Below are 23,939 nucleotides of genomic sequence, written 5' to 3'. Positions count from 1 at the left end.
AGAAAGAGGTCCCCATGAAGTTCGGATTGCAACTCGGGTACTGGATGGCGCAGCCGCCGCAGAATGCCGGTGAGTTGGTGGTCGCCGCCGAGGCGGCCGGTTTCGATGCGGTCTTCGCCGCCGAATCCTGGGGATCGGATGCCTTCGGGCCGCTGATGTGGTGGGGCTCGTCGACGAATCGGGTGCGGCTCGGCACCTCGGTGGTGCAGATGTCGGCGCGCACGCCCGCCGCGACGGCCATGCACGCGCTGACGCTGGACCATCTCAGCGGCGGCCGGGCCATCCTCGGGCTCGGCGTTTCCGGGCCGCAGGTGGTGGAGGGCTGGTACGGGCAGCCGTTCAGCAAGCCGTTGCAACGCACCAGGGAGTACGTCGGCATCATTCGCCGCATCCTGGAGCGGCAGGCGCCGGTCACCAATGACGGGCCGCAGTACCCGCTGCCCTACACCGGACCGGGCGCCACTGGGCTCGGGAAGCCGCTCAAGCCGATCGTGCATCCATTACGAGCGGATTTGCCGATCTGGCTCGGCGCGGAGGGTCCGAAGAATGTGGCTCTCACGGCCGAGATCGCCGACGGCTGGCTGGCGATCTACTACGCACCGCGGCTGGCCGGGATGTACAACGACTGGCTCGACGAGGGCTTCGCCAGGGCCGGCGCACGGCGTTCGCGGGAGGATTTCGAGATCGCCGCGAGCTGTCAGGTGGTGATCACCGACGATCCCGAGAGCGAGCTGGAGCGGATGCGTTGGATCATGGCGCTCTACATCGGCGGCATGGGCGCACCGGAACTGAACTTCCACGCCCAGGTCTACCGACGCATGGGCTACGAGCGCGAGGTGGACGAGATCGGCAAGCTCTTCCAATCCGGAAAGAAGGCCGAGGCCGCAGCGATCGTGCCGGATGAGCTGATTCTGGATACCTCGATCATCGGCGACGAGGAGCATGTGCGTAAGCAACTCGGGGTCTGGGAAGCCGCGGGTGTTACCGAGATGCTGGTGTCGGTTCCAGATATCGAGCAATTGCATCGGCTCGCACCCCTTGTACAGATGTAGAACACGTTCTAGATTCGTAGGGGTGACTGATTCACCCACCCCGTCGGCTCCGCCTCCTCACCATCCCCCAATGCAGTCAGCAGAAATTCTCGGTCTCTGGAACATCGCGAACGCGGAACCCGATCGGATCGCATTGGTGGATCCATCCGGCCGCGAGGTGAGCTATCGCGAATTGGCCACGCTCGCAAACCGTTACGGCACCGGCTTGCGGGCGCTCGGCCTGCAGCCCGGCGACGTGCTGGTCAGCATGGTGCACAACTGCGTCGAGGCGGTCGCCGCCTACTTCGCGGCCTATCAGGCCGGGCTGTACATCGTCGCGGTGAACTGGCATCTGACCGGCCCGGAGGTCGCCTATATCCTCGCCGACAGCGAGGCCAAGGCCTTCATCGCCAGCGACCGGTTCGCCGCCGCCGCGATCGCCGCCGCGGATGAGGCCGGACTTCCCGCCACCGCGCGCTTCGCGGTCGGTGAGATCGAGGGCTTCAAGTCGGTGTCGTGGCTGGGTGCCGCCGATACCGGTCGTCCCGACAACCGGACCACCGGTGCGCCGATGCTCTACACCTCGGGAACCACGGGGCGGCCCAAGGGCGTTCGGCGTCCGCTCACCGGCACCGACCCGGATGTCGTACCGGCACAGTCGCCCGCATTCTTCGGCCTGTTCGGGTTGAAGCCCTACGACGATCACGTACACATCTGCGGTTCGCCGCTGTATCACACCGCCGTGCTGAACTTCGCGACGATCTCGATCCAGTTGGGGCACAAGGTCGTTCTGATGGATCGCTGGGACGCCGAGGAAATGCTGCGGCTCATCGAGAAGCACCGGGTCACCCACAGCCATATGGTGCCGACCCAGTTCCACCGCCTGCTCGCGCTGCCCGCCGATGTGCGCGCCAAATACGACGTGTCCTCGTTGCGCAGCATGGTGCACGGTGCGGCGCCGTGCCCGGCCGAGACGAAGCGGCGGATGCTGGAGTGGTGGGGCCCGACCGTCACCGAGTACTACGCGGCCACCGAGGGTGGCGGCACCGTGATCAACGGTACCGAGTGGTTGCAGAAGCCCGGCTCGGTCGGCAAGGCCTGGCCGTGGTCGGTGATCAAGGTGCTGAGCGAGGAAGACGGTTCCGAAGTTCCGGCGGGCGAGGCCGGTCTGGTCTATATGCGCATGGGCGCGTCCAGCTTCGAATACCACCACGCCAAGGAGAAGACCGAAGAGTCAAGGGTCGGTGACCTTTTCACGGTCGGCGATATCGGCCACCTCGACGAGGACGGCTACCTCTACCTGCACGACCGCCGCTCCGACCTGATCCTGTCCGGCGGCGTGAACATCTACCCGGCCGAAATCGAGAACGTACTGACCACCCACCCGAAGGTCGAAGATGTCGCGGTCTTCGGTCTGCCCCACCCGGATTGGGGCCAAGAGGTCAAGGCCGTAGTCCAGCCCGTCGCGGGGGTCGAAGGCAACGACGAACTCACCGCCGAACTACTGGCCTACGCCGCAACCCAATTGGCGAAATACAAAATGCCCCGCTCCATCGACTACCTCGACGAACTCCCCCGCGACCCCAACGGCAAACTCTACAAACGCAAGCTCCGCGACCGCTACATCCCCGCATAAAGGCGTACTGCCGCAACCCAGTACACGCGGAGCCGGGACCTGCTGCACTGGTGTGCTCGTCCCCGCATAGAGAATCGCTGTCACATATCCAGTGACTGTCGCGCACAAGGTATACGTTGTGCGCGACAGCCATTGCTTGTGCGGGAAGCTCACAGGCTCTGCGCCCGGCCTACTAGTCCCTCGCCCGGCACCCCTCCCCCCACCGACCGCTCGTCTCCTCTGCCACCCCCATCCCGGCAGGTCCGGAATACCGTCCCCTTCAGGCAGTTTCGCGCAGCTCTGGGGCCAAGCCGAAGAGAGGGAACAGTTTTTCGGTGTCGAGGAAGAAGTTGAGTCCGGCGATCGCGTCGCCGTCCAGTTCCAGCACCGTGATGGACCACGGCACCCAGACGCCCGGTTCGGTTTCGCTCGGCTTGTAGTGGCCGAAGGCGGGTAGGCCGTTGGCGCCTTCCAGGCGGATCATGCGGGAATCGCGGCAGCCCTTGCCGTGGCCGAGCATGAACGCGGCCACGTTCTCCGGGCCCGAGACCCACAGTTCGAGCGGCGGCATGGACAGTGCCACATCGGTTTTCAGCAGGGTGGTCAGGGTGTCCATGTCATAGGCCTCGAAGGCCTTGACGAAATCGTCGACGAGTTTGCGCTGATCGTCATCGGTTTGGTCATAGGTGTCGGTGGCCGTGGGCTGCACCTTCGACATGGTGGCCCTGGCCCGTTGCAGTGCGCTGTTCACCGAGGCGGGCGACATGGTGAGCGCCTCGGCCGTCTCGTTGGCCGAGAACCGCAGCACTTCGCGCATGATCAGGATGGCGCGCTGGGTGGCGGGCAGATGTTGACAGGCCGCGACGAAGGCCAGCCGCAGTGTGTCCTTGGCCGAGGCGTGCTCGGCCGGATCCGATCCGAATGCCAGTGCGTTGGGGATCGGTTCGATCCAGACGTAGTCCGGCTGCGGCATCGGCATCGGCGAATCCGGTCGCGACGGACCGGACAGATCCATCGGCCTGGCCCGCCGCTGTGGGCCGTCGAGCATATCGAGGCAGACATTGGTGGTGATCTTGTACAGCCAGGACCGTAGGCTGGCGCGACCCTCGAACGAGTCGTAGGACTTCCACGCGCGCGTGAAGGTCTCCTGCACCGCGTCCTCCGCTTCGAAGGAGGAGCCGAGCATGCGATAGGCGTAGGCGCACAGTTCCCGCCGGTGTCCTTCGAAGGAATCGAGGATGTCCGGGGTGAGGCCGACGGAGTCGTTCATGGTTGTCACCCTGCCACAGCGCACCGACACATTCGAGAGCCGAATTCGTTCTACCTGCGGCTTCAAGATCATCGACAGGTGTTCGGCCACGCAGCGCCCGGAACCGATGAGTTTCGCGTGCTCGCTCCGTCTCCATATAGACACCGCCGAAGCCGACGTAAGGGATCCCGGATGCCCAGCAAGATGATCTTCATCAACCTTCCCGTCGCGGACCTGGGCCGGTCCAAGGATTTCTACGAGGCGATCGGCTGGAAGGTGAATCAGGACTTCACCGATGACAACGCCGCGTGCATCGTCATCGACGACAACATCTGCGCCATGCTGCTGACCAAGGACTTCTATGCGAACTTCAGCAAGCGCCCGATCGCCGACACGATCGCGACCACCGGCGGCGCGTACGCGTTATCCCTGGCCAGCGCACAAGAAGTCGACGCACTCACCAATGCCGCCCTGGCCGCGGGTGCCACCGAGGAGATCAACGACGACCGCCGCGCCCAAGAAGCCCAGGTCGGCATGTTCGGCCGCACCTTCATCGATCCGGACGGCCACCAGTGGGAGCCCTTCTGGATGGACTACCCCGGCTACTGATCCACGCGGACGCCGATCGAATGGTGGCCTCCGGCCAGCCCCCGCCCTCGGCGCGAACCTAGCTCAGCTCCCGGTAAAAGTCGGCTTGCGCTTCTCGGCGAAGGCCTTCGGGCCCTCCTTGGCGTCGGCCGACCGGAAGACCGCCATGCCGAGTTTGGCCTCGATCTGGAAGGCGTCCTCTTCCGGCATGGCCTCGGTCTCCCGAATGGTGCGCAGAATCGCCTGCACCGCGAGTGGGCCGTTGGCCGAGATCTGTGCGGCGAGTTCGAGGGCCTTGTCCAATGCGGTGCCGTCCGGGACCACATGTCCGATCAGCCCGATCTCCTTGGCCTCGGCGGCGGTGATGTGCCTGCCGGTCAGCAGAATGTCCGCGGCGACGGTGTAGGGGATCTGGCGGACCAGCCGAACGGCCGAGCCGCCGAGCGGGAACAGCCCCCAACGCGCTTCGGACACACCGAATTTCGCGCCTTCGGCGGCCACCCGGATATCGGTGCCCTGCAGGATTTCGGTGCCACCGGCGATGGCAGGGCCCTCCACCGCCGCGATCAGCGGTTTGCTGAGTCGGCGGCCCTTGAGCAGCGCCTCCAACTTGGTCGGATCGAAGCTGCCGGCGTTGTCGCCTGGGTGCTGTGCGGTCATCGCCTTGAGGTCCATGCCCGCACAGAACGCACCGCCCGCGCCGGTCAGAATCGCGACGCGGATATCGGGATCGTTGTCCACCTGGTCCCAGGCGTCGCGCATGATCGCCATCATCTCGGCTGAGAGGGCATTGCGGGCCTCGGGCCGATTCATGGTGACGATGAGGACGTGATCGCGCTTCTCGACGAGGCAATCTGGCATTGCTGGTTCTCCTGACTTTCCAGGGGGACGGCAGGTCGGCGGATTCGGCCGGTAGGTAAATTCAGCCTTGTCAGAAACAGTAACACGTTCTATTTTTAGCTCTGTGAGCTACAACATAGCGGACCTAGTCGAACACGCCATCGATCTGATGCCCGACCGCGTAGCGCTGGCCGACGACGGCCGCGAGGTGACTTACGCGCAGTTGGAGGAGCGGGCCAACAAACTCGCGAACTACCTGCTGCAACAGGGTGTCCAACCGGGCGACAAGGTGGGCATCTATTCACGGAACACGATCGAGGCCGTCGAGGCCATGGTCGCGGTCTTCAAGGCGCGTGCCGTGATGATCAACGTGAATTTCCGATACGTCGAGAACGAGTTGCAGTATATTTTCGACAATTCGGATATGGTCGCGCTGATCCACGAGCGCCGCTACAGCGATCGGGTGGCCGGGGTTCGCCCGAATACCCCCCTGCTGAAGACGGTCATCGTCGTGGACGACGATACGACCGGCAGCATTGCGACCGCAGCCGATTCAGTGGAATACGAGACGGTGCTGGCCTCGTCCTCCGGTGAGCGCGACTTCGGCGAACGCTCGGCCGATGACATCTTCATGCTCTACACCGGCGGCACCACCGGCCTGCCCAAGGGCGTGATGTGGCGGCACGAGGACTGGTGGCGGGTGCTCGGCGGCGGCATCAACTTCCTCACCGGCGAATACGTCGAGGACGAATGGCATCAGGCGAAAACCGGTGCGGGCAATCCGCAAATGGTGCGGTTCCCGATTCCGCCGATGATCCACGGCGGCTCACAGACCGCGACCTTCCACAGCCTGTTCGACGGCGGTAAGGCCGTGATGATTCCGGAGTTCACCGGACACGGCGTGTGGCAGCACATCGATCGGCACAAGATCAACCTCATTTTCATCACCGGTGATGCCATGGCACGGCCGATGATGGATGCGCTGGTCGAGGGCAATCCGGAAACCGGTGAGCCGTATGACCTTTCGAGCCTCTATCTGATCGCCAGCAGTGCGGCGCTGTTCTCGCCGACGCTCAAAGACCAATTCCTGGAACGACTGCCGAACCGGATGATCACCGATTCCATCGGCTCCTCCGAGACCGGCTTCGGCGGTCTTTCCGTTGTCGCCAAGGGCGCCAACCACACCGGTGGCCCGAGGGTGAAGATCGATGCGGCCACCCAGGTGCTCGACGATCAGGGCAATCCGGTGGAGCCCGGCTCCGGGCAGGTCGGTTTCCTCGCGCGCAGCGGACACATTCCGGTCGGCTACTACAAGGACGAGGCCAAGACCAAGGCAACGTTCAAGGAGTTCAACGGAATTCGCTACTCCATCCCCGGCGACTACGCCCGGGTCGAGGAGGACGGCACCGTCACCATGCTCGGCCGCGGTTCGGTGAGCATCAATAGTGGCGGCGAGAAGATCTACCCGGAGGAGGTCGAGGGCGCGCTCAAGATCCACCCCGAGATCTTCGACGCGCTGGTGGTCGGCGTTCCGGACGAGCGGTGGGGGCAGCGGGTGGCGGCGGTCGTTCAGTGTCGCGGCGACAAGCGTCCGACCCTCGACGAACTGCGTCCGGTGCTCACCCAGGAGATCGCGCCCTACAAGCTGCCGCGCAGCGTGTGGTTTGTCGATCAGATCAAGCGCAATCCGGCGGGCAAACCCGATTACCGTTGGGCCAAGGCGCAAACCGAGGAGCGTCCGGCCGACGAGCACGCCGAGGCGAGTAGCAAATAGTACCGGTACTCGAATAACGGCAAGGGCTACCGCGATCCGCGGTGGCCCTTGCCGTTTCGGTGCGCCGATGGAATAGGAGATCGAATTGGCAATGCGCTTGGGGTTTTTCGAGGAGACCGCGCTCGGCTTCGAGCCGTTGCCGTTCGCCGCGAGCGCTTGGTCGCCGGATATGGTCAACGGTCCCGCGATCTGTGGACTGCTGGCGCAGGCGCTCGAAAGCGAACACGGTCGGGACGGATTCGTGCCCGCCAGGCTGACCGTCGATCTGTTCCGGCCCACGCGCAGGCAACCGGTCCAGGTGGTCACCGAATTGGTGCGCGAGGGGCGGCGGATCCGGGTCGCGGATGCCGCGCTGATGCAGGACGGCGCCGATGTTGCTAGGGCGACGGCGGTCTTCTTGAAGAAGTCGGCACAGCCGCCGGGGGAGTTGTGGACCCGGCGGGATCAACCCGCGCCGCCGCCGATCGAGATCTCTCCGCCGACCGACCTGCCGCGGGCGCCGATGTGGGGCAGCGACGCCCATGCCGACGGGTGGTCGACACGGATCGGTGAACATCAGAACGGCAGTCGCAAACGGAGCTGGCAGGTGCCGATGCCGTTGATCGAGGGGCAGACGCCGTCCGCATTCGTCGGTGCGACCATCATCGGCGAGGGGACCAGCATGATGACCAATTGGGGCAGCGCCGGAATCGGATTCATCAATACCGATCTGACCCTGGCACTCGCGCGGCCCGCCGTGGGCGTGGAAATAGGGCTCGAGGCCGATATGCACATCAGCGCCGACGGGATCGCGGTGGGCGCCGCGACGCTGTTCGATCGGCACGGATCCTTCGGGACCTGTGTGGTGACCGCGCTGTCGAACGCCGAACGCCAGGTCGATTTCTCCAACGGGATCAGTCACGTCGAGGCCGCGAATAGGTAAGGCCCGCCGGGCACTTGCCGGGCGGGCCGTTTCTGCGGGGACTATCGGTTGGCGAGTTCCGCGAGGCGGAATGCGAGCTTGTTCCGGACCGCCGGGATCCGGGTCGCCACCGTCATAACGGTATTGCGGACGACGCGCGCCGGGAGCGGGCGCAGGGTGGCCATCTTCGTCATCCGATCGGTGAAGGCGACGACGCCGAGAGCGACTGGGCGACGGGTGGTTTCGTAGGTATCGAGCACATTGTCGGGCTCGCCGTTGACCACCCGGGCGAGTAGCGGACCGAGGAAGGCCGCGTCCTGGATGCCGGTGTTCATCCCCTGTCCGCCCGCCGGGCTGTGCACATGTGCGGCATCGCCGGCCAGTAGCAGGCGGCCCGCGCGGTAGTGATCCGCGACGCGGTGGTGCACCCGGAAGCGCGAGCTCCACAGCACCTCACGGACTTTCACGCTGCCGCCGGGGCCGCGGGTGTCCAGGATGGTCTGAATATCCTCGATGGTCGGGTGTTCGGGGGCCTCGTCGACGGTTGCCACGACCCGGTACCGATTCGGATCGGTGTCGTCCGGCAGCGGTGCGACCACCGTCACGCCCTCCGGCGAAAGGTGCAGTGCCACTTCGTCACGCGCGATCGGCCAGTCCATCCGGACATCGGCGAGGATGAAGGATTCCGGGTAGGTGTCGCCGGTGAAGCCGATACCCGCCTGCTCCCGGACGACGCTGTGCATTCCGTCCGCACCGACCACATAGTCCGCCCGAATTGTGCCGCTCGCGTCCGCGCCGTCGACGTATTCGACCGTGACGCCGTCGTTTTCATCGACGACCTCGGTGATCCGGTAGGGCCGGTGTACATCCCCGCCCGCCTTGCGCAATCGTGCGAGCAGTACGGCCTCGGTGGTGTCCTGCGGAACCATCAGGGTGTATGGGTACTCGGTGGGCAGTCCGCCGAACGGCACTGTCGCCAGTGTGCGGTTGCCGTCCAGCACCCGGAAGGTCGGCACCACGATGCCGCGGTCGACGAGCTCTTCGGCAATGCCCAGTTCCTGCAGCACCTCGAGGGTCCTGGCGTGTACCACCGCGGCGCGCGAGGTGTTCGCGCCCTCGGCGAGCCGGTCCAGCAGTACGAAGTCGATACCGGCGTCGGCCAGGGTGATCGCGGTGGTCAGTCCGGCCGGACCGGCTCCGACGATGACGACGGAAGTGGTCTCCGGCAGCGGGGTGGTGTTCATCGGAACTCCTAGGTCAACTTCTGTAGGCCAACGCTTGTTGGCATAACCGTATCGCGCACCGGCTATGTAAGTCAACAGTTGTTGGCCTACACTTGTTGGCATGAACATCGAGCCTGATCAACCGCCTGCACGGCGCTCCGACGCCACCCGCGCGGCCATCCTTGCCGCGGCCCGCGCCCGCTTCGCCGCCGAGGGTTTTCGCAAGGCGACCATCCGCGCCATTGCCGCCGATGCCGCGATCGATCCGTCGATGGTGATGCGCTACTTCGGCAGCAAAGACGGACTCTTCGCCGCGGCCGTCGATGTGCGCCTCGACCTGCCGGATCTCGCCGCGGCCGACCCGGATGCCATCGGCGAACTATTGGTTCGCCGATTCCTGGAGATCTGGGAGGACCAGCCCGATAACGAGGTGCTGGTGATTCTGTTGCGCTCATCGATCACCGATGAGGCGGTGAGTCAACGCTTTCGGCAGATCTTCGCCGAACAGGTGCTGCCCGCGGTGCTGCGCTTCGGTGATCCGGCCGACGCGCAGCGCCGCGGGGGTCTGATCGTCACCCAGTTGCTCGGGCTCGCGCTGTGTCGCTATGTGCTCGAGCTGTCGCCGGTGGTCGGCCTGACGCGGCAACAGATCATCGCCGATATCGCACCGACCCTCCAGCGCTATCTGACATCGACGCCGATCAGCGCTTAGACGTGTGCGCCACCGTCGACGTGAATCGTTGTCCCCGTGATGAATTCGCCATCATCGGAGGCGACCATCGCGACCACACCGGCAACCATCTCGGGTGTGCCGAGCAGCGGCCCGATGGCCGGAGCCATCTTGCTCATCAGGGTCGGATCGATATCCGGTGGCACATCGAGCAGGCTGTAGGTCATGGCCGTCTCGATGCCGCCGGGCGAGACGCAGACCGCGCGCAGATTCCGCTTGCTGTACTCCAGCGCCAGCACCCGGGTGAAGGCCTCCAGTCCGCCCTTGCTCGCCGCGTACGCCGCGCGATACGGCGCGGCATAGGACGCCGCATTCGAGCTGATATTGACCACCACCGCGCGCCCGGACTCCAGCAGTGCGGGCAGGGCGGTCCGGGTCACCAGGAACGATCCGGTCAGATTGGTGCCGAGGACGGTATTCCACAGCTCGGTCGTGGTCTCGTGGGTATGCGACATGCGCACGATCCCAGCGGCATTCACCAGCACGTCCAGGCCGCCCATCCCGGCTGTCAGTTCGGGCACGGTCTGCGCGACCGCCCCCTCGTCCGCGATATCGAGCGACGCGACGGTGAGCCGGTCGCCCGACTCCTGATCCATCGCGAGCTGGGCCGTCTTGGCGAGCCCATCGCCGCTCCTGCTGACGCCCACCACCTCCGCCCCCTCATCGAGCAGCCGCAAGACGATGGCCCGGCCGATGCCGGATCCCGCGCCGGTCACCAGCACTCGGCGTTGCGCGAAACGTTTCATACGCTCTGCACATCCCGCTCGGCCAACAACTGCGCGATCTCGGGCAGCCGGTCGAGATCGATCGGCTCGGCGACCAATTCGACGGGGAAGGGCCGAACCGCGGGCTGCGGCAGGCCGGGGCCGAGGATCAGGCCGCCGCGGATGCCGATAGCGTCCATCTCCTGAATCAGCGGCTCGTATCGTGCGGGCTGTAAGTTGTTGTGCAGCACGAAATCCCGGACATCGTCGGCGGTGGTCAAACTGCGCTGGCGCACCGGGGAGCAGACCGGGAATTTCGGATCGAGGAAGGTCATCTCGTCGACGAAGCCGCGCATGAAATCCGCGGCATGCTGCTGCAGCGGCGAATGGAAGGCACCCTTGTACGCGTCGAGCACGAACATTTGGCGGGTATCCGAGGATGCCTCGATTTCGGCCAGGATCGCTTGCAGCGCCGTGAGATAACCCGAGATCACGAACGACCGGTGCACGTCATCGATCGGACCGGTATCAACGGCGAGGTGCACACCGGGTCGGCGTGCACCGTAGTAGTTCGCCGGATCGTCCTCGATCGGCGTGTACATCAGCCCCATCCCTTGTGCCGCAACACCTTCCGGCGATTCGGGTACGAGTCGGCGGTGATGGAGCATGCCGAACAAATCGTGCCGCTGTACCGCTCCGGCCACGCAGGTGCTGATCAGCGCACCCAGGCTCAGTCCACCGGCGGCCTCCGGTTCGAAACCGCCCGCGGCCAGATCCTCGGCCAGGCCGAGTGCGAAGGCGGCCTGGCGCAATGCGCCGAGGCTGTGCCGATCCTCCGGTTCGCTCGCCATTTCCGCGGCCAGTTCCCTTGCGCGCAGTCGGTCCACCGATAATCCGGTCACCGCGGCGGCTTCTTCGTAGACGAGTGCGATGGACGGGCACCGCTCGCAGAACTCATCGATGACTTCGGCGGTCAGACTGACCTGTCCACCGAATAGAAAAGAAACCCTCATTGCCTGTCCTACCCACGCCGGGGCGCACAATGGCGACACCCACTGCGTATCTGTGAATCACGTTCGACCGGAACGGAATTGGCGGCGCCGCCGTATCGAATACACCAAGCGAGCGCCCCGATGGGCAAGAGTTTCGCCGGACCAGGCGTTGGCCACCCCCTGACCGGTAGTACCCCTGATCAGTAGTACTACCGGCCGAGTCGCCCGAGGAATCGCAGCATCAGCTGGTCGATTTCGCACGCGTGCGTGAGATTGGGTGTGTGCGCTGCCCCCTCGACGGTGTGGAATTCCGCGGGACCGCCGAGTCCCTTTGTCAGCAGATCCACCGAGTCGTGATCGAAGGCCGGGTCGAAGGCGCCGCGGACCAATAATGCGGGACAGGTGATTTCGCCGATGAGATCCGAGATGTCGTCCACATTGATCAGACAGTCGGCGGCCGCGGCGACGCGTTCCCGATCACCGCGCAACCATTTGGCCAGCCACGGTTGATGATCGGACCGATCACCACCGATGATCAACCCCGCCACCATCTTCGCGATCACCGTCAACGGCCCCGTTCCGATCCAGGCATCGGTGACCTGGCGATAGCCGATCCGTTGCACGCCGCTGTAGGCCTGCGCGGAACACCCGAGCAGAATCAGTCCGTCCACTCGTGGCGGACACAGCAAGGCCATGCGCAGCGCGGTGAACCCGCCCTGCCCGGCACCGCCGACGACCACCCGGTCGATGCCGAGCTGGTCGACCACCGACCAGGCATCGCGGGCCAGATCCCAGAAACTGTATGCGCCGCCGTCATGTTCGGTCAGCCCGTGTCCGCGCGCATCGATCGAGATCACGCGGTACTTCGGTGCGAGCGCGGCAACCTGGTTCGCGAACATTTCGTGATCCATGAAGAAGGCGTGCCCGAGCACCACCGCGGGCCCGGATCCTCCGCTGTCGACGAAGTGCACTTTCGCGCCAGCGGAGGTTACGAAGGGCATAACCGTGCTCCTGTCAGACTGCGTCCCCCGAAGCGAGCAGCCTAACAAGAACCGGTTATACCAACGGTTTTCACCACATCACGGGCAACTCCTCGACACCGCCGGTGAAGCTGCTTGTGCGCATCGGCACGGCGGCCGGGTCGACGGCCAAGCGCATGGTCGGGAAGCGGGTCACCAATTGGGTGAAGACCGTGTGCAATTCGATGCGGGCCAACGGTGCGCCGATGCAGTGCCTGGCACCGTAGCCGAAGGTCACGTGGGAGCCGTCCTTTCGGGTCACATCGACCCGGTCGGGATCGGTGAACACGGTCGGATCATGGTTGGCCGCGGTCAGATCCAGCAGGACGAGATCACCGGTGCGGACCTCGTTGCCGTCGATCTCCATATCGGTGCGCGCGTAACGGGGCATCTGGGTGGCCTCGGCCGTCCGAAGCAATTCTTCGATCGCGGTCGGCACCAGTTCGGGATCGTCGACCAGTGCCTGCCATTGGTCGAGGTTCTCCAGCAACCGTTTGGCGCCGACCCCGATCTGGACCACCGTGGTCTCGTGGCCGCCGAACAACAAGCCGAGGCCGAGCGTGGCGATACCCTGATCGGACAGATCGTCCCGGGCGCACAGCCGAGACAACACGTCATCGGCCTGGTCGTGTCGTTTGCGCTGGACCAATGCCATGAAGTATTCGAATAGTCCCGCGACACCCTGCTGCACCTTCGCGGCATCGTGCTGTTCGCCGAGAGCCTCGGTCCAGGCGCGGAACTGATCGCGGTCGGCGTAGGGCACACCGAGCAGTTCGCAGATGACCAACAGCGGCAGCGGCAGTGCCACGGCGGTGTGCAGGTCGGCCGGGGAGCCCTTCGCGGCCATCTCGTCGAACAGCCGCGTGGTGAGTTCTTCCACCCTGGGTCGCAATTCGCGCATTCGCCCGGGTGAGAAGAACGGAACCACCAACTCGCGCAATCGGGCCTGATCGGCCGGCTCGGTCTCGAAATTGCCGAGCGGTCCGCCGAAGAACATCGAATCCGATGCTCGCGCGGCGGTTTCCGGTGTGGGATGGGCACGGCCGAGGCGCGGATCGGCGAATAACGTCCGGACCTGCGCGTAGCTGGTGGCCAACCAGCCTTCATGGCCGAGTGCGGTGCGGGTGCGCTGGATGGTGTCGCCCGTGACGGGGCAGCCCATGTCCACGGTCACTCCTTACGTAGTTCTCGGGTCAGAGTCATTCGGGCAGGCGCACCCGCAGCAGATTGCCGCTGGCGGTGCCGACCAGTAATTCCCGTGCGTTGCTTCGCGATACGACGATCGAGGTCATCGGCTCGCCCGTCAGGACGGTGCACGTCGAGTGATCCGTCGGGTTGATGCGCACCAGTCGACCCGAGGTGGTGGCGTCGTAGAGCAGGCCGTCCGGACCGATGGCGAGATCGTCGGGTAGCGGGGGTGCGCCGGGCCCGGCCGCAAGATCCGCGACGACGGTGACGAGCGACGGATCATCGAGCGGGATGCGCAGGATGCGGCCGCTCGGGCTGAGATAGAGCGTGACGTACAGTGCGTCGCCGTCGACCAGAACCCCATCGGCACCGAAATGCTTTGCCCGGTCGGACCATTCGGCGTCGACGCTGCCGTCCGGCCGGATCCGGACAACGCCGGTCGAGGTGTCGGCGACGAAAAGGTTTCCCGCCGGGTCGAATGCGGCGCCATTGGCCATGCCAAGACCGGAGGCGAATATCTCGGCCAGCGGAATCTCGGCCGAGGGGTCGATGCGGATGACCCCGCCGCCGGTCGAGCCGGGTACCAGATTGGTCGGGAAGTTCCCGTACGTCACGTAGATCAGTTGGTCCGGGCCGAGTTTCACCGCACCGGGATACGAGACCCCGACCCTGGCGGTGACCCGGCCGGACGGGTCATAGCGCACCACTTCGTTGCGTCGCACCCGCGAGACCCACAGGTCACCGTGCGCGTCATAGGCCAAACCCTCGGCCCAGTCCTCGTCCCGCACGACAGCGGCCGCCGCGATCGTCGCGGTCGCGGTGCCACACGAAACCGGTTCGGCCACTGCCGAAACCGGGAGCACGCCGACGAGCGCGCAGGCAATCGCGATGCCGACCCGTGCCGCGTTCACCATGCGACGGGCAACGAGGTCAGGCCCTTGGTGACAACGTTCTCGCGCACCTTCAACTCATCGGGGTCGACCGTCAGATGCAGTGTCGGGAAGCGGGATATCAGCTGACCGAAGGCGACCTGCAATTCGATGCGAGCCAGCGGCGCGCCGGTGCAGTAGTGCAGGCCGTAGCCGAATGCCAGATGCTGCCCCTCCGCCCGGGTCACGTCGAGTTGGCGCGCATTGGTGAAGATCTCCGGATCATGGTTGGCCGAATCGACATCGAGCAGCACCAGATCGCCGGTCCGCACGGTGACGCCGTCGATCTCCATATCGGTGCGCGCATACCGGGCGAAGGCGGTGGAATCGTGTACCCGCAGCAGTTCCTCGATCGCGGCGGGCACCAGCTCAGGGTGGTCGACCAGCTGCTGCCACTGCGCCGGATTCCGGAGCAATTGCACGGTGCACAGGCCGATCTCGACGACCGTGGTTTCGTGCCCGGCCAACAGCAAGCCCATGGCGAGCGTCGCGATGGCATCGTCGGCCAGATCCGGCACCTCGCACAGCTTGGCGATCACGCCCTCGCCCGGTTCCCGGCGCAGCCGTTCGACCAGCGATTTGCAGTAGAGGAACCATTCGGCCCCGGCCTGTCCCGACTTCGCGCCGTCGCTGGTGTCGAATAGCGCCTCGCTCCAGCTCCGGAACTGCGCGCGATCCTCGTAGGGGACCCCGAGTAGTTCGCTGATGACCAGCAGCGGCAGCGGTTCGGCGAAGGCTCGGTGCAGGTCGGCGGGGGAGCCCTTTTCGGCCATATCGTCGAGCAGTTGTGTAGTGAACGCGGCCACCCGCGGCGTGAGTTCGCGCATTCGCTTGGCCGAGAACAGCGGATTGAGCAGCCCGCGCATGCGCGCGTTATCGGCGGGTTCGGTTTCGAAGTTCCCGAAGGGACGGCCGAAGAACACCGACTCCGACGACCGTGCCGCGGTCTCCGGTGTCGGATGGGAGCGGCCGAGCCGCACATCGGTGAACAGTTCCTTCACCTTGTGATAGCCGCTGACCTTCCAGGCTTCGTCGCCCGTCGCGGTACGGACGCGGCTGATCGAGCTGGATGCGGTGTCGGTTCCGGTGAAGGGGCACGCGAGTTCCGATGAATCGGTGGTCATGGCTCACTCCTTGCTAACAAGCTCTTGTACAAGCAAGCTTAAACATAATTACTTGTACTATTCCACTTGAACAAGGAGGTGATGTCATGCCCGAAAGCCCAACGCCCGCCGAGACTTCGGCCGAACCCGTCCGGCGCATGCCGCGCGCCCAGCGGCGCGAGCAGATCCTCGCCGCCGCCACTCGCGCGGTGGCCCGCAATGGATTCACCGGGACGGGCCTGCCCGATATCGCCGCCGAGGCGGGCATTACGCACGTCATCCTCTATCGACATTTCGCCTCGAAGGCCGATCTGTACCGGGCTGTACTGGAACGGGCCTACACCCGGCTCGGCGACGCGGTCGGCACCGAAAAGCTCGACGGCACAAGCATTTCCGCGCTGCTTCGCGCGGCGGCCGCGGACCCGGACGCCTTCCGCCTGTTGTTCCGTCATGCGGTCCGCGAGCCCGAATTCCGCGATGTGATCGATATGGTCCGCAGCTATTCGACGATGATCGCGCAGCGGTATCTCACCGATGCCGTGCCCGCGGGGCCATGGCAGGACTGGGCCGCGCAGGTCATCCCCACCTTCATCCTGGACGCCGTGATCGCCTGGCTCGATGCCGGACAGCCGGACCTCGACGATGCCGCCGAACGGATCAATCGCGCGGCCCGTGCGCTCATCGAGGTCGCCGGCGGCGAATTGGTCCAGAAGGATTGAGCGGCAAGGCATAACGTCATCCATGGGCGGCGACCCGAAGGAGGAACATGGATGAACTACAGGTGCCGACGCTCGCCGAATTCGTACGGATGCGGCGGCAGCGACCGACCGCGGCGCATCCCGGCGGCCTGAGCCGACAGCAGCTCGCCGAGGCGATCCACTCCAGCGTCGGCTATCTCGCCAAGATCGAACAGGGCGGCGCGTTCAATCCGAGCCCATCGATTCTGGATGCGCTCGCCGATGTCTTCGCACTGGATCCGGACGAGCGCATCCATCTGTATCACCTTGCGCAGCAGCGATTCAGCGGCGCCGCGCCGCAGCCGGGCCCGGTGCGCCCGCCCGTGCGCAAGACGCTCGACGCGCTGACCCCGCATCTCGCGGCAGCGCTCGACGACGGCTGGCGCGTCATCGACTGCAACGACGCCTTCGATGCTGCTTTTCCCGGTCTACGACCGAACGGACATGTGCTGCGCTGGATGTTCACCGATCCGCGGGCGCGACTGGTGATCGAGGAATGGGAGCGGGAGGCGGATCTTATGGTGGGGCGGTTGCGCGCCTATGCGGGCCGTGCGGGTGCACGATCCGATGTCCAGCCGCTACTGCGCGAGCTGGGCGTTCAGCCCGACTTTCACCGCCTGTGGAATACCGGCCGGGTCCACATCGGCCGCCGCGACCCGACCATCCGGCTTCGAAATCGCAAGACCGGCAAGCCATTCGAAATCCACGTCCAACGATTCCGCACCACGCTGCCCGAGCCGACCCGACAACTTTTCGTCGGGTTGCTCGAGGACAATGCGGCCGAATGACGGCCGTTTTCGCCGAGCACCGCCCTCACAACGACCCGCTGACCCGAACAACCACTGCAACAACAGCTCGCAGGGCGGCGTGCGAGGCGTTCGTGATTCGAAGAGGTCGACCGCGCGCCGCGAGTCGGCAACCGGTGCGGCCTGTTTCATGGCATGGGGGCGATTAGTTCTATGGTCGGAAAATAGCCGCGGTACCGGGTAGCGTCCCGCGTCAGTAATCGATATCCGGCGACTGCGGCATGGGCGCCGATGTAGAAGTCGGGCATCGGGGAGCGCTTCTCACCGCTGTTACGGCGATAGCGCTGAAATGCCTTACCCGCCAGGAATCCGGCGCGGAATGGCAAAGCCTCGCGCTCGAACTCATCGGCGGGCAGCAAATCGTCCAACTCTTCGACGCTGTCATACCCCACGGAGACCTCTGCGTAGATGATCGGGTTGATGACCACCCGACCGGAATCGAGTGCCTCGGTGATTCGGTCCATCGACCACTGCGCCCAGTGCTCGTCATTGGTCATGACATCGAGTAGCACACACGAATCGATCAGGACGGCGGGCCCGCCGATAGGAGTTGGACTACTCGCCACGCAGCAATTCCATGATCTCGTTCGTGCTCATACCTTCGATGTCTCGGCTGTCCGCGGTTCCGCGCAGGCGCCGGACGAGGCGTTGACCCCGAGTGGGGGCGCCCTCGGTCCGCACGATCCGAAGGGTGCCATCGACCTCGATGATTTCGACGTCGTCGCCCTCGCGCAGATTGTGCTTGGCGCGCAGCTGTGCCGGGATAGTCACCTGGCCCTTGCTGTTGAGTAGCACAATGCTCTCCTCGGTCCGTATCTGTAATACGTGTATTACGTAATACTAGTATGAGCGGCTGCGTCGCGCAGCGATCGGCCCGCCGGTGGCAGGTCCGGCGGGCCGATCAGGGGGTGCGGATACCGACCCTTTCGAGCGACCTGCAAGCAGTCGCCAGCGCCCGGTCAGGCAGGAGTTTCCGCGAGCAGCGTGCCGATGGCGCGCAGGTGATCGGTGGCCGCGCCGAGTGCGAATTCATTGTGCTTGGCGGCGGTGAAGTAGTTGTGCACGATGTGGTCGCGGTCGATGCCGACGCCGCCGTGTACATGAACCACGGTGTGCGCCACTCGATGTCCGGCATCGGCGGCCCAGAATTTTGCGGTGTGTACCGCTTCCGCGCTGGCCAGATCCTCCGAAACCCGCCAGGCGGCCTGGGTGACCGCCAGCCGAAGCCCCTGGACGTCGATGTAGGCGTCGGCCAGGCGCTGCGCGACCGCCTGGAAGCTGCCCACCGCCTTGCCGAATTGTTCACGTTCGCGGGCATATTCGGCGACGAGTTCGAGTGCGCGTTCCAAGGTGCCCAATTGCTGCGCGCTCAGACCGAGCCAGGCGCGGGTCAGGATCCAGTCCAGGATCTCGGCGCCGGAGGCCACCGTCGCGACCAATTCGGCCGGGGTGTCATGGAATTCGACGCCGAACTCGGCGCTGAAGTCGACCACACGCTGGGCGGTCACCTGCACGGTCGCATCGGCGGGATCCACCAGGAACAGCGCGGGTGCTCCGGAAACCGTGGCGGGGACCAGGATTCGGGCCGCGCGATCGGCATAGGGCACGGTGGTCTTCGCGCCGGTGAGTCGCCAGCCGCCATCGGCCTCGTGCGCGACCGTGGTCGGCTTGGTCGGCTCCCAGTTGTGCTCCTCGGCGAGCCCGGCGGTGAGGATTATGCTGCCCGCGCCCGCTTGGCGCGCCCAATCCTGTTGGGCGTCCGAGCCGAAAAGCGCGAGCGCACCCGCGCCGACCACGATCGACCAGAGGTACGGGACCGCGGCGACATGCTTGCCCAGTTCACGCAGCACGGCGCTCTGCTCGAGCGCACCGAAATCGCCGCCGCCCACTGCTTCCGGCAGTGCGGCGGCCAATACGCCGGTCTCGGCGAGGGATTGCCACAGCGGTTCGTCGAAGCGGCCCTCGGTGTCGAGTTCGCGGATCCGGTCCGCGGTGACCAATTTGGCGCAGACCTCGGCGGTCAGGCGGGTCAGATCGAGCTGAGCTTCGGTGGGGGTGAAGTCCATGGTGTCTACCTACTTTCTGCTCAGCGCGCCGCGGCGGGTTGCTTCAGTGCGGTCATGGCGATGATGTCGCGCTGGACCTCGTTGGTGCCGCCACCGAAGGTGAGGATCAGTGCGGCACGGTGGAACCGCTCCAGCCGTCCACGCAGCTCGGCGCCGGGCGAATCCTGACGCAGATAGGCCTGCGGCCCGAGGATTTCCATCAGCAGGCGATAGGCCTCGGTGGACAGTTCGGTGCCGTAGACCTTGCAGGTCGAGGCATCCCACGGCCGGGGCGCGGCATCCCCGCCCGCATCGGCGCGGCTGGCGATCTCCCAGTTCAGCAACTTCAGATATTCGACCTTGGCCTGCACCCTGGCCAGATTGAGCTGCACCCATTCCTGATCGATGACCCTGGATCCGTCGCCCGCCTTGGTGTTGCGCGCCCATTCGGTGGTCTGATTCAGCGCGACCATGAGCGGCCCGGCCGAGGTCAGCGCGACCCGCTCGTGGTTGAGCTGGTTGGTGATCAGCGCCCAGCCGCCGTTCTCCTGCCCGACGAGCGAACTCGTCGGCACCCGAACGTCTTGGTAGTAGGTGGCGCTGGTGTCCGGTCCGGCCATGGTGTGCACCGGTGTCCAGGAGAAGCCCTCGGCGGTGGTCGGCACGATGAGCATGCTGATGCCCTTGTGCTTGTTGGCGGTCGGATCGGTGCGAACCGCGAGCCAGACATAGTCGGCGTAGGCGATCAGGCTGGTCCACATCTTCTGGCCGTTGATCACATAGTCGTCGCCGTCGCGCACGGCGGTGGTGCGCAGGCTGGCCAGGTCGGTGCCGGCGCCCGGTTCCGAATAGCCGATGGAGAAGTGCAGTTCGCCCGCGGCGATCTTGGGCAGGAAGAACTTCTTCTGCTCCTCGCTGCCGTAATGCATGATCGTCGGCGCCACCGAATTGATGGTGAGGAACGGCACCGGCGCACCCGCGATGGCGGCCTCATCGGTGAAGATCAGCTGGTCCATGGTCGGGCGGTCCTGGCCGCCGAACTCCTTCGGCCAGGCCAGGGTGAGCCAGCCGTCGCGGCCCATTTCCTGGACCACCTCGCGGTAGACATTGCCGTGGCCGTACTCGCCGGTGGTCGCGCTCAGCGCGGCTCGGCGCTCCGGGGTGATCAGCCGCGCGAAGTAGTCGCGCAGCTCCGCGCGGAGCTCTTCCTGCTGCGGCGTGTACGCAATGCGCATGGCAATACCTCATGCCCCTCGTTCGGTGTCGGTCAACCGATCATTGCATACGAACTGAAACATGTTCCAGTATTGCTACCGAATCCGCACAATGGCGGTACCCGATACGACCTGGTGTTGTTACGCTTCGACCAGAGTCGCGTTTAAGGAGTTCCTATGAAGGTCACGGTCGATCTGGATCAGTGCGAGGCCAACGGAATCTGTGTCGGAATCGCCCCCGACGTGTTCGAACTCGATGACGAGGACGTGCTGCACATCGTGTCGGCCGACGTGCCCGACGATCGGCTCGCCGATGTCGAGGATGCGGTCGCCCAATGCCCGAAGGCGGCGCTGAAGTTGCAGTAGCCGATGGCTTGCCGTTGGTGAGAACACGTTCTAGAGTCGGCCCCGTGAGTGATGTGGACAACACGGATGTGAGCCTTGCGGGGCGGGTTGCCATCGTTACCGGTGGCGGCGCCGGGCTGGGGCGCGCCGAGGCGCTGGCCTTGGCGGGGGCGGGCGCGTCGGTGGTGGTCAACGACCTGACGGAATCGGATGCGGTGGCCGAAACCCTCGCCGATATCCGTGCACTCGGCGCCAAGGCCGAGTTCGTCGCGGGCAGCATTGCCGAGCGCGCGACCGCCGACGCGCTCATCAGCACCGCCGAGCAGGCCTTCGGCAGCGTCGACATCGTGGTGAACAATGCGGGCATCACCCGCGACCGCATGTTGTTCAACATGTCCGACGAGGACTTCGACGCGGTGATCGCGGTGCATCTGCGCGGCCATTTCCTATTGACTCGGAACGCCGGCGCTTACTGGCGGGCCAAGTCCAAGGCGGCGGGCGCGCCGATCTACGGCAGACTCGTCAACACCTCTTCCGAGGCCGGCATGCTCGGTCCGGAGGGGCAGGCCAACTACGGCGCGGCCAAGGCCGGTATCACCGCGCTGACGCTGTCCGCCGCGCGCGGGCTGTCCCGATTCGGCGTGCGCGCCAATGCCATTGCGCCGCGGGCGCGTACCGCGATGACCGAGGCGGTCTTCAGTGCCGCGCCGGAGGGCGGCATCGATCCGCTCTCGCCGGATCATGTGGCCCGGTTGGTCACCTATCTCGCTTCACCCGCCGCCGATGCGGTCAACGGTCAGCTGTTCGTGGTGTACGGACCGATGGTCGCCTTGATGGCCGCGCCGGTCGTCGAACAGCGCTTCGATGCCGCCGATGATCACTGGTCGGTAAATGATCTGGCCGCCACGCTCGGCGGTTACTTCGCGCAGCGGCCGGCGGGGCGTACGTTTTCAGCGTCTTCATTGATCGATCTGGACAACTGACACTGTGATGGCAGGTGCCATCGGAGGCTAGCTGATCACCCGACCAGTTGTTGATCACCGATGCGGCGCTTGGTAGACATGGAAGTCAACGGTGTGTGACGCCTCACAAGGGTTAGTCCACCCTCAAATGACACCTGTTACAAATTCATGGGTCGAATTTAGGAAAAATGGCAGCTCAAATATGCCAAAAAGCTTCCTACAGCAATGTGAACGTGTTCTAATCGTTGCGGCGATGTGGCCAGGGCGGGGCATCGTGCGATGAGCGGAATCAGCAGGATGAGCAAGGAGGATCGTGCATGAACGAGGTCCTTGCTGTGCCATTGCGGGCAGTCGGCGGATTCTTCGAACTCGTCGCCGATGTCGCGCGGGCCAGCATTCGACGTCCGTTCCAAGGGCGCGAGTTCATTGATCAGGCCTGGTTCATCGCACGCGTTTCGATCATTCCGACACTGCTGGTGGCGATTCCGTTCACCGTGCTGGTGAGCTTCACGCTCAACATCCTGCTGCGCGAAATCGGCGCCGCCGATCTCAGCGGTGCCGGTGCGGCATTCGGTGCGGTAACCCAGGTCGGGCCGATTGTCACCGTATTGATCGTGGCGGGCGCTGGCGCCACCGCGATCTGCGCGGATCTCGGAGCGCGAACCATTCGCGAGGAGATCGATGCGATGCGTGTCCTCGGTATCGACCCCGTGCATCGGCTGGTGGTGCCGCGGGTGCTGGCCTCGATGTTCGTGGCATTGATGTTGAACGGCCTGGTGTGCACCATCGGCATCGTCGGCGGCTTCCTGTTCTCGGTGCTGCTGCAGGATGTGAATCCGGGCGCATTCGTCAATGGCATCACGCTGCTCACCCATCTGCCCGAGCTGGTCATCTCCGAAGTGAAGGCCGGTTTGTTCGGGCTGATCGCCGGACTGGTGGCCTGTTATCTCGGCCTGAATGTCAAAGGTGGTCCCAAGAGTGTCGGTGATGCGGTGAATCAGACCGTTGTCTTCGCCTTTATGGCCCTGTTCGTGGTGAATGTCGTGGTCACCGCTGTCGGCATCAAGTTCGCGGCGCGGTGAGGCGATGGCATTCGTAATCCAATCCCGCTTCCCGCGTACCGTGCGGCGAGTGCGTCGTTTTTCGAATTCGCTCGATTCGGTGGGTAAACATGCGGTGTTCTATGCGCAGACGATCGGTTCCATCCCACGCGCACTGACGCACTATCGGACCGAGACCATTCGTTTGATCGCCGAAATCAGTATGGGCACAGGCGCTTTGGCGGTTATCGGCGGCACCGTGGTCATCGTCGGATTTCTCACGCTGTTCACCGGCGGCACCATCGCGGTGCAGGGTTACAGTTCGCTCGGCAATATCGGCGTCGAGGCATTGACGGGCTTCTTCGCGGCATTCATCAATGTGCGCATCGCGGCGCCGGTGATCTCCGGAATCGGTTTGGCGGCAACGATCGGCGCGGGTTCGACCGCGCAGCTGGGCGCCATGCGGGTGGCCGAGGAGATCGATGCACTGGAGTCCATGGCGATCCGGCCGATGCCGTTTCTGGTCGGCACCCGGGTGCTCGCGGGCATGATCGCGATCGTGCCGCTGTACGCGCTCGCGGTGATCTGTTCGTTCATCGCCAGCCGATTCGCCACCGTGGTCATCTACGGACAGTCGGCGGGCGTCTACGACCACTACTTCTCCACCTTCCTGATCCCGAGCGACATCCTCTGGTCCTTCGCCCAGGCGATCTTCATGGCCTTGGCGGTCATGATGATTCACACCTATTACGGCTACAACGCCGCGGGCGGACCGGTCGGCGTCGGGATCGCGGTCGGCAATGCGGTGCGGGCCTCGTTGGTCGCGGTGGTCACGGTGACACTGCTGATCTCGCTGGCCATCTACGGCACCTCCGGCAACTTCCATCTCTCCGGGTAGAGCGGT

Annotated in this window: 25 protein-coding genes; 12 read left to right on the top strand and 13 right to left on the bottom strand. The window is 65.0% G+C overall.

The annotated features are described in order from the left end of the window. Positions 1-14 precede the first annotated feature (14 nt). Both ACQP1T_RS36665 and ACQP1T_RS36660 read left to right on the top strand, forming a co-directional pair. A complete protein-coding gene (locus ACQP1T_RS36665; protein WP_433757545.1) occupies positions 15-1,052 on the top strand; it encodes an LLM class F420-dependent oxidoreductase in 1,038 nt (345 codons plus the stop codon). A gap of 70 nt (positions 1,053-1,122) precedes the next feature. Beyond that, positions 1,123-2,667, top strand: a complete 1,545-nt coding sequence (locus tag ACQP1T_RS36660; RefSeq protein ID WP_433757544.1) for an acyl-CoA synthetase — start codon at positions 1,123-1,125, stop codon at positions 2,665-2,667. 259 nt (positions 2,668-2,926) lie between these two features. Here the strand turns inward: ACQP1T_RS36660 and ACQP1T_RS36655 are convergent, their stop codons facing one another. Continuing rightward, positions 2,927-3,916, bottom strand: a complete 990-nt coding sequence (locus ACQP1T_RS36655) for a sigma-70 family RNA polymerase sigma factor (RefSeq protein WP_433757543.1) — start codon at positions 3,914-3,916, stop codon at positions 2,927-2,929. A 171-nt stretch (positions 3,917-4,087) separates the two neighbouring features. On the opposite strand from ACQP1T_RS36655, the gene ACQP1T_RS36650 reads away from it, so the two are divergent. Next, the gene (locus ACQP1T_RS36650) at positions 4,088-4,504 is read left to right on the top strand and encodes a VOC family protein (protein ID WP_433757542.1); all 417 of its coding nucleotides are present in this window, start codon (positions 4,088-4,090) and stop codon (positions 4,502-4,504) included. 63 nt (positions 4,505-4,567) lie between these two features. Here the strand turns inward: ACQP1T_RS36650 and ACQP1T_RS36645 are convergent, their stop codons facing one another. After that, positions 4,568-5,344 carry a crotonase/enoyl-CoA hydratase family protein gene (locus ACQP1T_RS36645; protein ID WP_433757541.1) on the bottom strand — a complete coding sequence of 259 codons (777 nt, stop codon included), beginning with the start codon at positions 5,342-5,344 and terminating at the stop codon, positions 4,568-4,570. Between the two features lie 103 nt (positions 5,345-5,447). Between ACQP1T_RS36645 and ACQP1T_RS36640 the strand changes: the two genes are divergently transcribed. Next, complete coding sequence (locus ACQP1T_RS36640) at positions 5,448-7,097, top strand: acyl-CoA synthetase (RefSeq protein WP_433762505.1); 1,650 nt, start codon at positions 5,448-5,450, stop codon at positions 7,095-7,097. A gap of 91 nt (positions 7,098-7,188) precedes the next feature. Then, the gene (locus ACQP1T_RS36635) at positions 7,189-8,019 is read left to right on the top strand and encodes a thioesterase family protein (RefSeq protein ID WP_433762504.1); all 831 of its coding nucleotides are present in this window, start codon (positions 7,189-7,191) and stop codon (positions 8,017-8,019) included. A 41-nt stretch (positions 8,020-8,060) separates the two neighbouring features. Here ACQP1T_RS36635 and ACQP1T_RS36630 read toward each other — a convergent pair whose 3' ends face one another. Beyond that, positions 8,061-9,242, bottom strand: a complete 1,182-nt coding sequence (locus ACQP1T_RS36630; protein WP_433757540.1) for an FAD-dependent oxidoreductase — start codon at positions 9,240-9,242, stop codon at positions 8,061-8,063. Positions 9,243-9,342: 100 nt separating this feature from the next. Here ACQP1T_RS36630 and ACQP1T_RS36625 point away from each other — a divergent pair, with 100 nt between their 5' ends. Then, complete coding sequence (locus ACQP1T_RS36625; RefSeq protein WP_433757539.1) at positions 9,343-9,933, top strand: TetR family transcriptional regulator; 591 nt, start codon at positions 9,343-9,345, stop codon at positions 9,931-9,933. Here the strand turns inward: ACQP1T_RS36625 and ACQP1T_RS36620 are convergent. The 6 genes from ACQP1T_RS36620 to ACQP1T_RS36595 all read right to left on the bottom strand — a co-directional run bounded on the left by ACQP1T_RS36620 (position 9,930) and on the right by ACQP1T_RS36595 (position 15,907). Continuing rightward, complete coding sequence (locus ACQP1T_RS36620) at positions 9,930-10,697, bottom strand: SDR family NAD(P)-dependent oxidoreductase (RefSeq protein ID WP_433757538.1); 768 nt, start codon at positions 10,695-10,697, stop codon at positions 9,930-9,932. The two genes, ACQP1T_RS36625 and ACQP1T_RS36620, sit on opposite strands and share 4 nt — an antisense overlap. Further along, a complete protein-coding gene (locus ACQP1T_RS36615; RefSeq protein ID WP_433757536.1) occupies positions 10,694-11,668 on the bottom strand; it encodes a hypothetical protein in 975 nt (324 codons plus the stop codon). Before ACQP1T_RS36615 ends, ACQP1T_RS36620 begins: the two co-directional genes overlap by 4 nt. A gap of 188 nt (positions 11,669-11,856) precedes the next feature. After that, positions 11,857-12,648, bottom strand: coding sequence for an alpha/beta fold hydrolase (locus ACQP1T_RS36610; RefSeq protein ID WP_433757535.1), 792 nt, complete (start codon positions 12,646-12,648; stop codon positions 11,857-11,859). A 70-nt stretch (positions 12,649-12,718) separates the two neighbouring features. Further along, complete coding sequence (locus ACQP1T_RS36605) at positions 12,719-13,828, bottom strand: cytochrome P450 (RefSeq protein ID WP_433757534.1); 1,110 nt, start codon at positions 13,826-13,828, stop codon at positions 12,719-12,721. A gap of 37 nt (positions 13,829-13,865) precedes the next feature. Beyond that, a complete protein-coding gene (locus ACQP1T_RS36600; RefSeq protein ID WP_433757533.1) occupies positions 13,866-14,768 on the bottom strand; it encodes an SMP-30/gluconolactonase/LRE family protein in 903 nt (300 codons plus the stop codon). Next, entirely contained in the window at positions 14,762-15,907 is a 1,146-nt protein-coding gene (locus ACQP1T_RS36595) for a cytochrome P450 (protein ID WP_433757532.1), read from the bottom strand. The genes ACQP1T_RS36600 and ACQP1T_RS36595 overlap by 7 nt, the downstream gene beginning before the upstream one ends. Before the next feature lie 86 nt (positions 15,908-15,993). Between ACQP1T_RS36595 and ACQP1T_RS36590 the strand changes: the two genes are divergently transcribed. Together ACQP1T_RS36590 and ACQP1T_RS36585 are read left to right on the top strand one after the other, a co-directional pair. Further along, positions 15,994-16,605: a TetR/AcrR family transcriptional regulator gene (locus ACQP1T_RS36590; RefSeq protein WP_245672316.1), complete on the top strand. Its 612-nt coding sequence runs from the start codon at positions 15,994-15,996 to the stop codon at positions 16,603-16,605. Positions 16,606-16,652: 47 nt separating this feature from the next. Further along, positions 16,653-17,411, top strand: coding sequence for a helix-turn-helix transcriptional regulator (locus ACQP1T_RS36585; RefSeq protein ID WP_433757531.1), 759 nt, complete (start codon positions 16,653-16,655; stop codon positions 17,409-17,411). Positions 17,412-17,557: 146 nt separating this feature from the next. Here the strand turns inward: ACQP1T_RS36585 and ACQP1T_RS36580 are convergent, their stop codons facing one another. The 4 genes from ACQP1T_RS36580 to ACQP1T_RS36565 form a co-directional block, all read right to left on the bottom strand. Further along, positions 17,558-17,995 carry a type II toxin-antitoxin system VapC family toxin gene (locus ACQP1T_RS36580; RefSeq protein WP_433757530.1) on the bottom strand — a complete coding sequence of 146 codons (438 nt, stop codon included), beginning with the start codon at positions 17,993-17,995 and terminating at the stop codon, positions 17,558-17,560. Next, positions 17,985-18,224 carry an AbrB/MazE/SpoVT family DNA-binding domain-containing protein gene (locus ACQP1T_RS36575; protein WP_433757529.1) on the bottom strand — a complete coding sequence of 80 codons (240 nt, stop codon included), beginning with the start codon at positions 18,222-18,224 and terminating at the stop codon, positions 17,985-17,987. Before ACQP1T_RS36575 ends, ACQP1T_RS36580 begins: the two co-directional genes overlap by 11 nt. A gap of 164 nt (positions 18,225-18,388) precedes the next feature. After that, a complete protein-coding gene (locus tag ACQP1T_RS36570; RefSeq protein ID WP_433757528.1) occupies positions 18,389-19,495 on the bottom strand; it encodes an acyl-CoA dehydrogenase family protein in 1,107 nt (368 codons plus the stop codon). Positions 19,496-19,515: 20 nt separating this feature from the next. Beyond that, positions 19,516-20,709, bottom strand: a complete 1,194-nt coding sequence (locus tag ACQP1T_RS36565; RefSeq protein WP_433757527.1) for an acyl-CoA dehydrogenase family protein — start codon at positions 20,707-20,709, stop codon at positions 19,516-19,518. Positions 20,710-20,865: 156 nt separating this feature from the next. On the opposite strand from ACQP1T_RS36565, the gene ACQP1T_RS36560 reads away from it, so the two are divergent. The 4 genes from ACQP1T_RS36560 to ACQP1T_RS36545 all read left to right on the top strand — a co-directional run bounded on the left by ACQP1T_RS36560 (position 20,866) and on the right by ACQP1T_RS36545 (position 23,933). Continuing rightward, the gene (locus ACQP1T_RS36560; RefSeq protein WP_062988489.1) at positions 20,866-21,054 is read left to right on the top strand and encodes a ferredoxin; all 189 of its coding nucleotides are present in this window, start codon (positions 20,866-20,868) and stop codon (positions 21,052-21,054) included. Positions 21,055-21,098: 44 nt separating this feature from the next. Continuing rightward, a complete protein-coding gene (locus ACQP1T_RS36555; protein ID WP_433757526.1) occupies positions 21,099-22,016 on the top strand; it encodes a 3-oxoacyl-ACP reductase in 918 nt (305 codons plus the stop codon). A gap of 296 nt (positions 22,017-22,312) precedes the next feature. Then, positions 22,313-23,077 (top strand): MlaE family ABC transporter permease, encoded by a 765-nt coding sequence (locus ACQP1T_RS36550; protein ID WP_062988486.1) that lies wholly within the window; start codon positions 22,313-22,315, stop codon positions 23,075-23,077. A gap of 4 nt (positions 23,078-23,081) precedes the next feature. Further along, positions 23,082-23,933, top strand: coding sequence for an MlaE family ABC transporter permease (locus tag ACQP1T_RS36545; protein ID WP_062988484.1), 852 nt, complete (start codon positions 23,082-23,084; stop codon positions 23,931-23,933). Positions 23,934-23,939: the final 6 nt, after the last annotated feature.

Source organism: Nocardia sp. CA-135398 (genome assembly GCF_050955845.1).
Taxonomy (GTDB): Bacteria; Actinomycetota; Actinomycetes; order Mycobacteriales; family Mycobacteriaceae; genus Nocardia.
The sequence above is the reverse complement of the archived record's forward strand: the minus strand, read 5'-3'. Positions and strand labels throughout refer to the sequence as shown.

Bases quoted from the DNA above. Each gene is read 5' to 3' on its own strand.
- ACQP1T_RS36665 (WP_433757545.1), top strand. From the start codon at position 15: ATGAAGTTCGGATTGCAACTCGGGTACTGGATGGCGCAGCCGCCGCAG.
- ACQP1T_RS36660 (WP_433757544.1), top strand. From the start codon at position 1,123: ATGCAGTCAGCAGAAATTCTCGGTCTCTGGAACATCGCGAACGCGGAA.
- ACQP1T_RS36655 (WP_433757543.1), bottom strand. From the start codon at position 3,916: ATGAACGACTCCGTCGGCCTCACCCCGGACATCCTCGATTCCTTCGAA.
- ACQP1T_RS36650 (WP_433757542.1), top strand. From the start codon at position 4,088: ATGCCCAGCAAGATGATCTTCATCAACCTTCCCGTCGCGGACCTGGGC.
- ACQP1T_RS36645 (WP_433757541.1), bottom strand. From the start codon at position 5,344: ATGCCAGATTGCCTCGTCGAGAAGCGCGATCACGTCCTCATCGTCACC.
- ACQP1T_RS36635 (WP_433762504.1), top strand. From the start codon at position 7,189: ATGCGCTTGGGGTTTTTCGAGGAGACCGCGCTCGGCTTCGAGCCGTTG.
- ACQP1T_RS36630 (WP_433757540.1), bottom strand. From the start codon at position 9,242: ATGAACACCACCCCGCTGCCGGAGACCACTTCCGTCGTCATCGTCGGA.
- ACQP1T_RS36625 (WP_433757539.1), top strand. From the start codon at position 9,343: ATGAACATCGAGCCTGATCAACCGCCTGCACGGCGCTCCGACGCCACC.
- ACQP1T_RS36620 (WP_433757538.1), bottom strand. From the start codon at position 10,697: ATGAAACGTTTCGCGCAACGCCGAGTGCTGGTGACCGGCGCGGGATCC.
- ACQP1T_RS36615 (WP_433757536.1), bottom strand. From the start codon at position 11,668: ATGAGGGTTTCTTTTCTATTCGGTGGACAGGTCAGTCTGACCGCCGAA.
- ACQP1T_RS36610 (WP_433757535.1), bottom strand. From the start codon at position 12,648: ATGCCCTTCGTAACCTCCGCTGGCGCGAAAGTGCACTTCGTCGACAGC.
- ACQP1T_RS36605 (WP_433757534.1), bottom strand. From the start codon at position 13,828: ATGGGCTGCCCCGTCACGGGCGACACCATCCAGCGCACCCGCACCGCA.
- ACQP1T_RS36600 (WP_433757533.1), bottom strand. From the start codon at position 14,768: ATGGTGAACGCGGCACGGGTCGGCATCGCGATTGCCTGCGCGCTCGTC.
- ACQP1T_RS36595 (WP_433757532.1), bottom strand. From the start codon at position 15,907: ATGACCACCGATTCATCGGAACTCGCGTGCCCCTTCACCGGAACCGAC.
- ACQP1T_RS36590 (WP_245672316.1), top strand. From the start codon at position 15,994: ATGCCCGAAAGCCCAACGCCCGCCGAGACTTCGGCCGAACCCGTCCGG.
- ACQP1T_RS36585 (WP_433757531.1), top strand. From the start codon at position 16,653: ATGGATGAACTACAGGTGCCGACGCTCGCCGAATTCGTACGGATGCGG.
- ACQP1T_RS36570 (WP_433757528.1), bottom strand. From the start codon at position 19,495: ATGGACTTCACCCCCACCGAAGCTCAGCTCGATCTGACCCGCCTGACC.
- ACQP1T_RS36565 (WP_433757527.1), bottom strand. From the start codon at position 20,709: ATGCGCATTGCGTACACGCCGCAGCAGGAAGAGCTCCGCGCGGAGCTG.
- ACQP1T_RS36560 (WP_062988489.1), top strand. From the start codon at position 20,866: ATGAAGGTCACGGTCGATCTGGATCAGTGCGAGGCCAACGGAATCTGT.
- ACQP1T_RS36550 (WP_062988486.1), top strand. From the start codon at position 22,313: ATGAACGAGGTCCTTGCTGTGCCATTGCGGGCAGTCGGCGGATTCTTC.
- ACQP1T_RS36545 (WP_062988484.1), top strand. From the start codon at position 23,082: ATGGCATTCGTAATCCAATCCCGCTTCCCGCGTACCGTGCGGCGAGTG.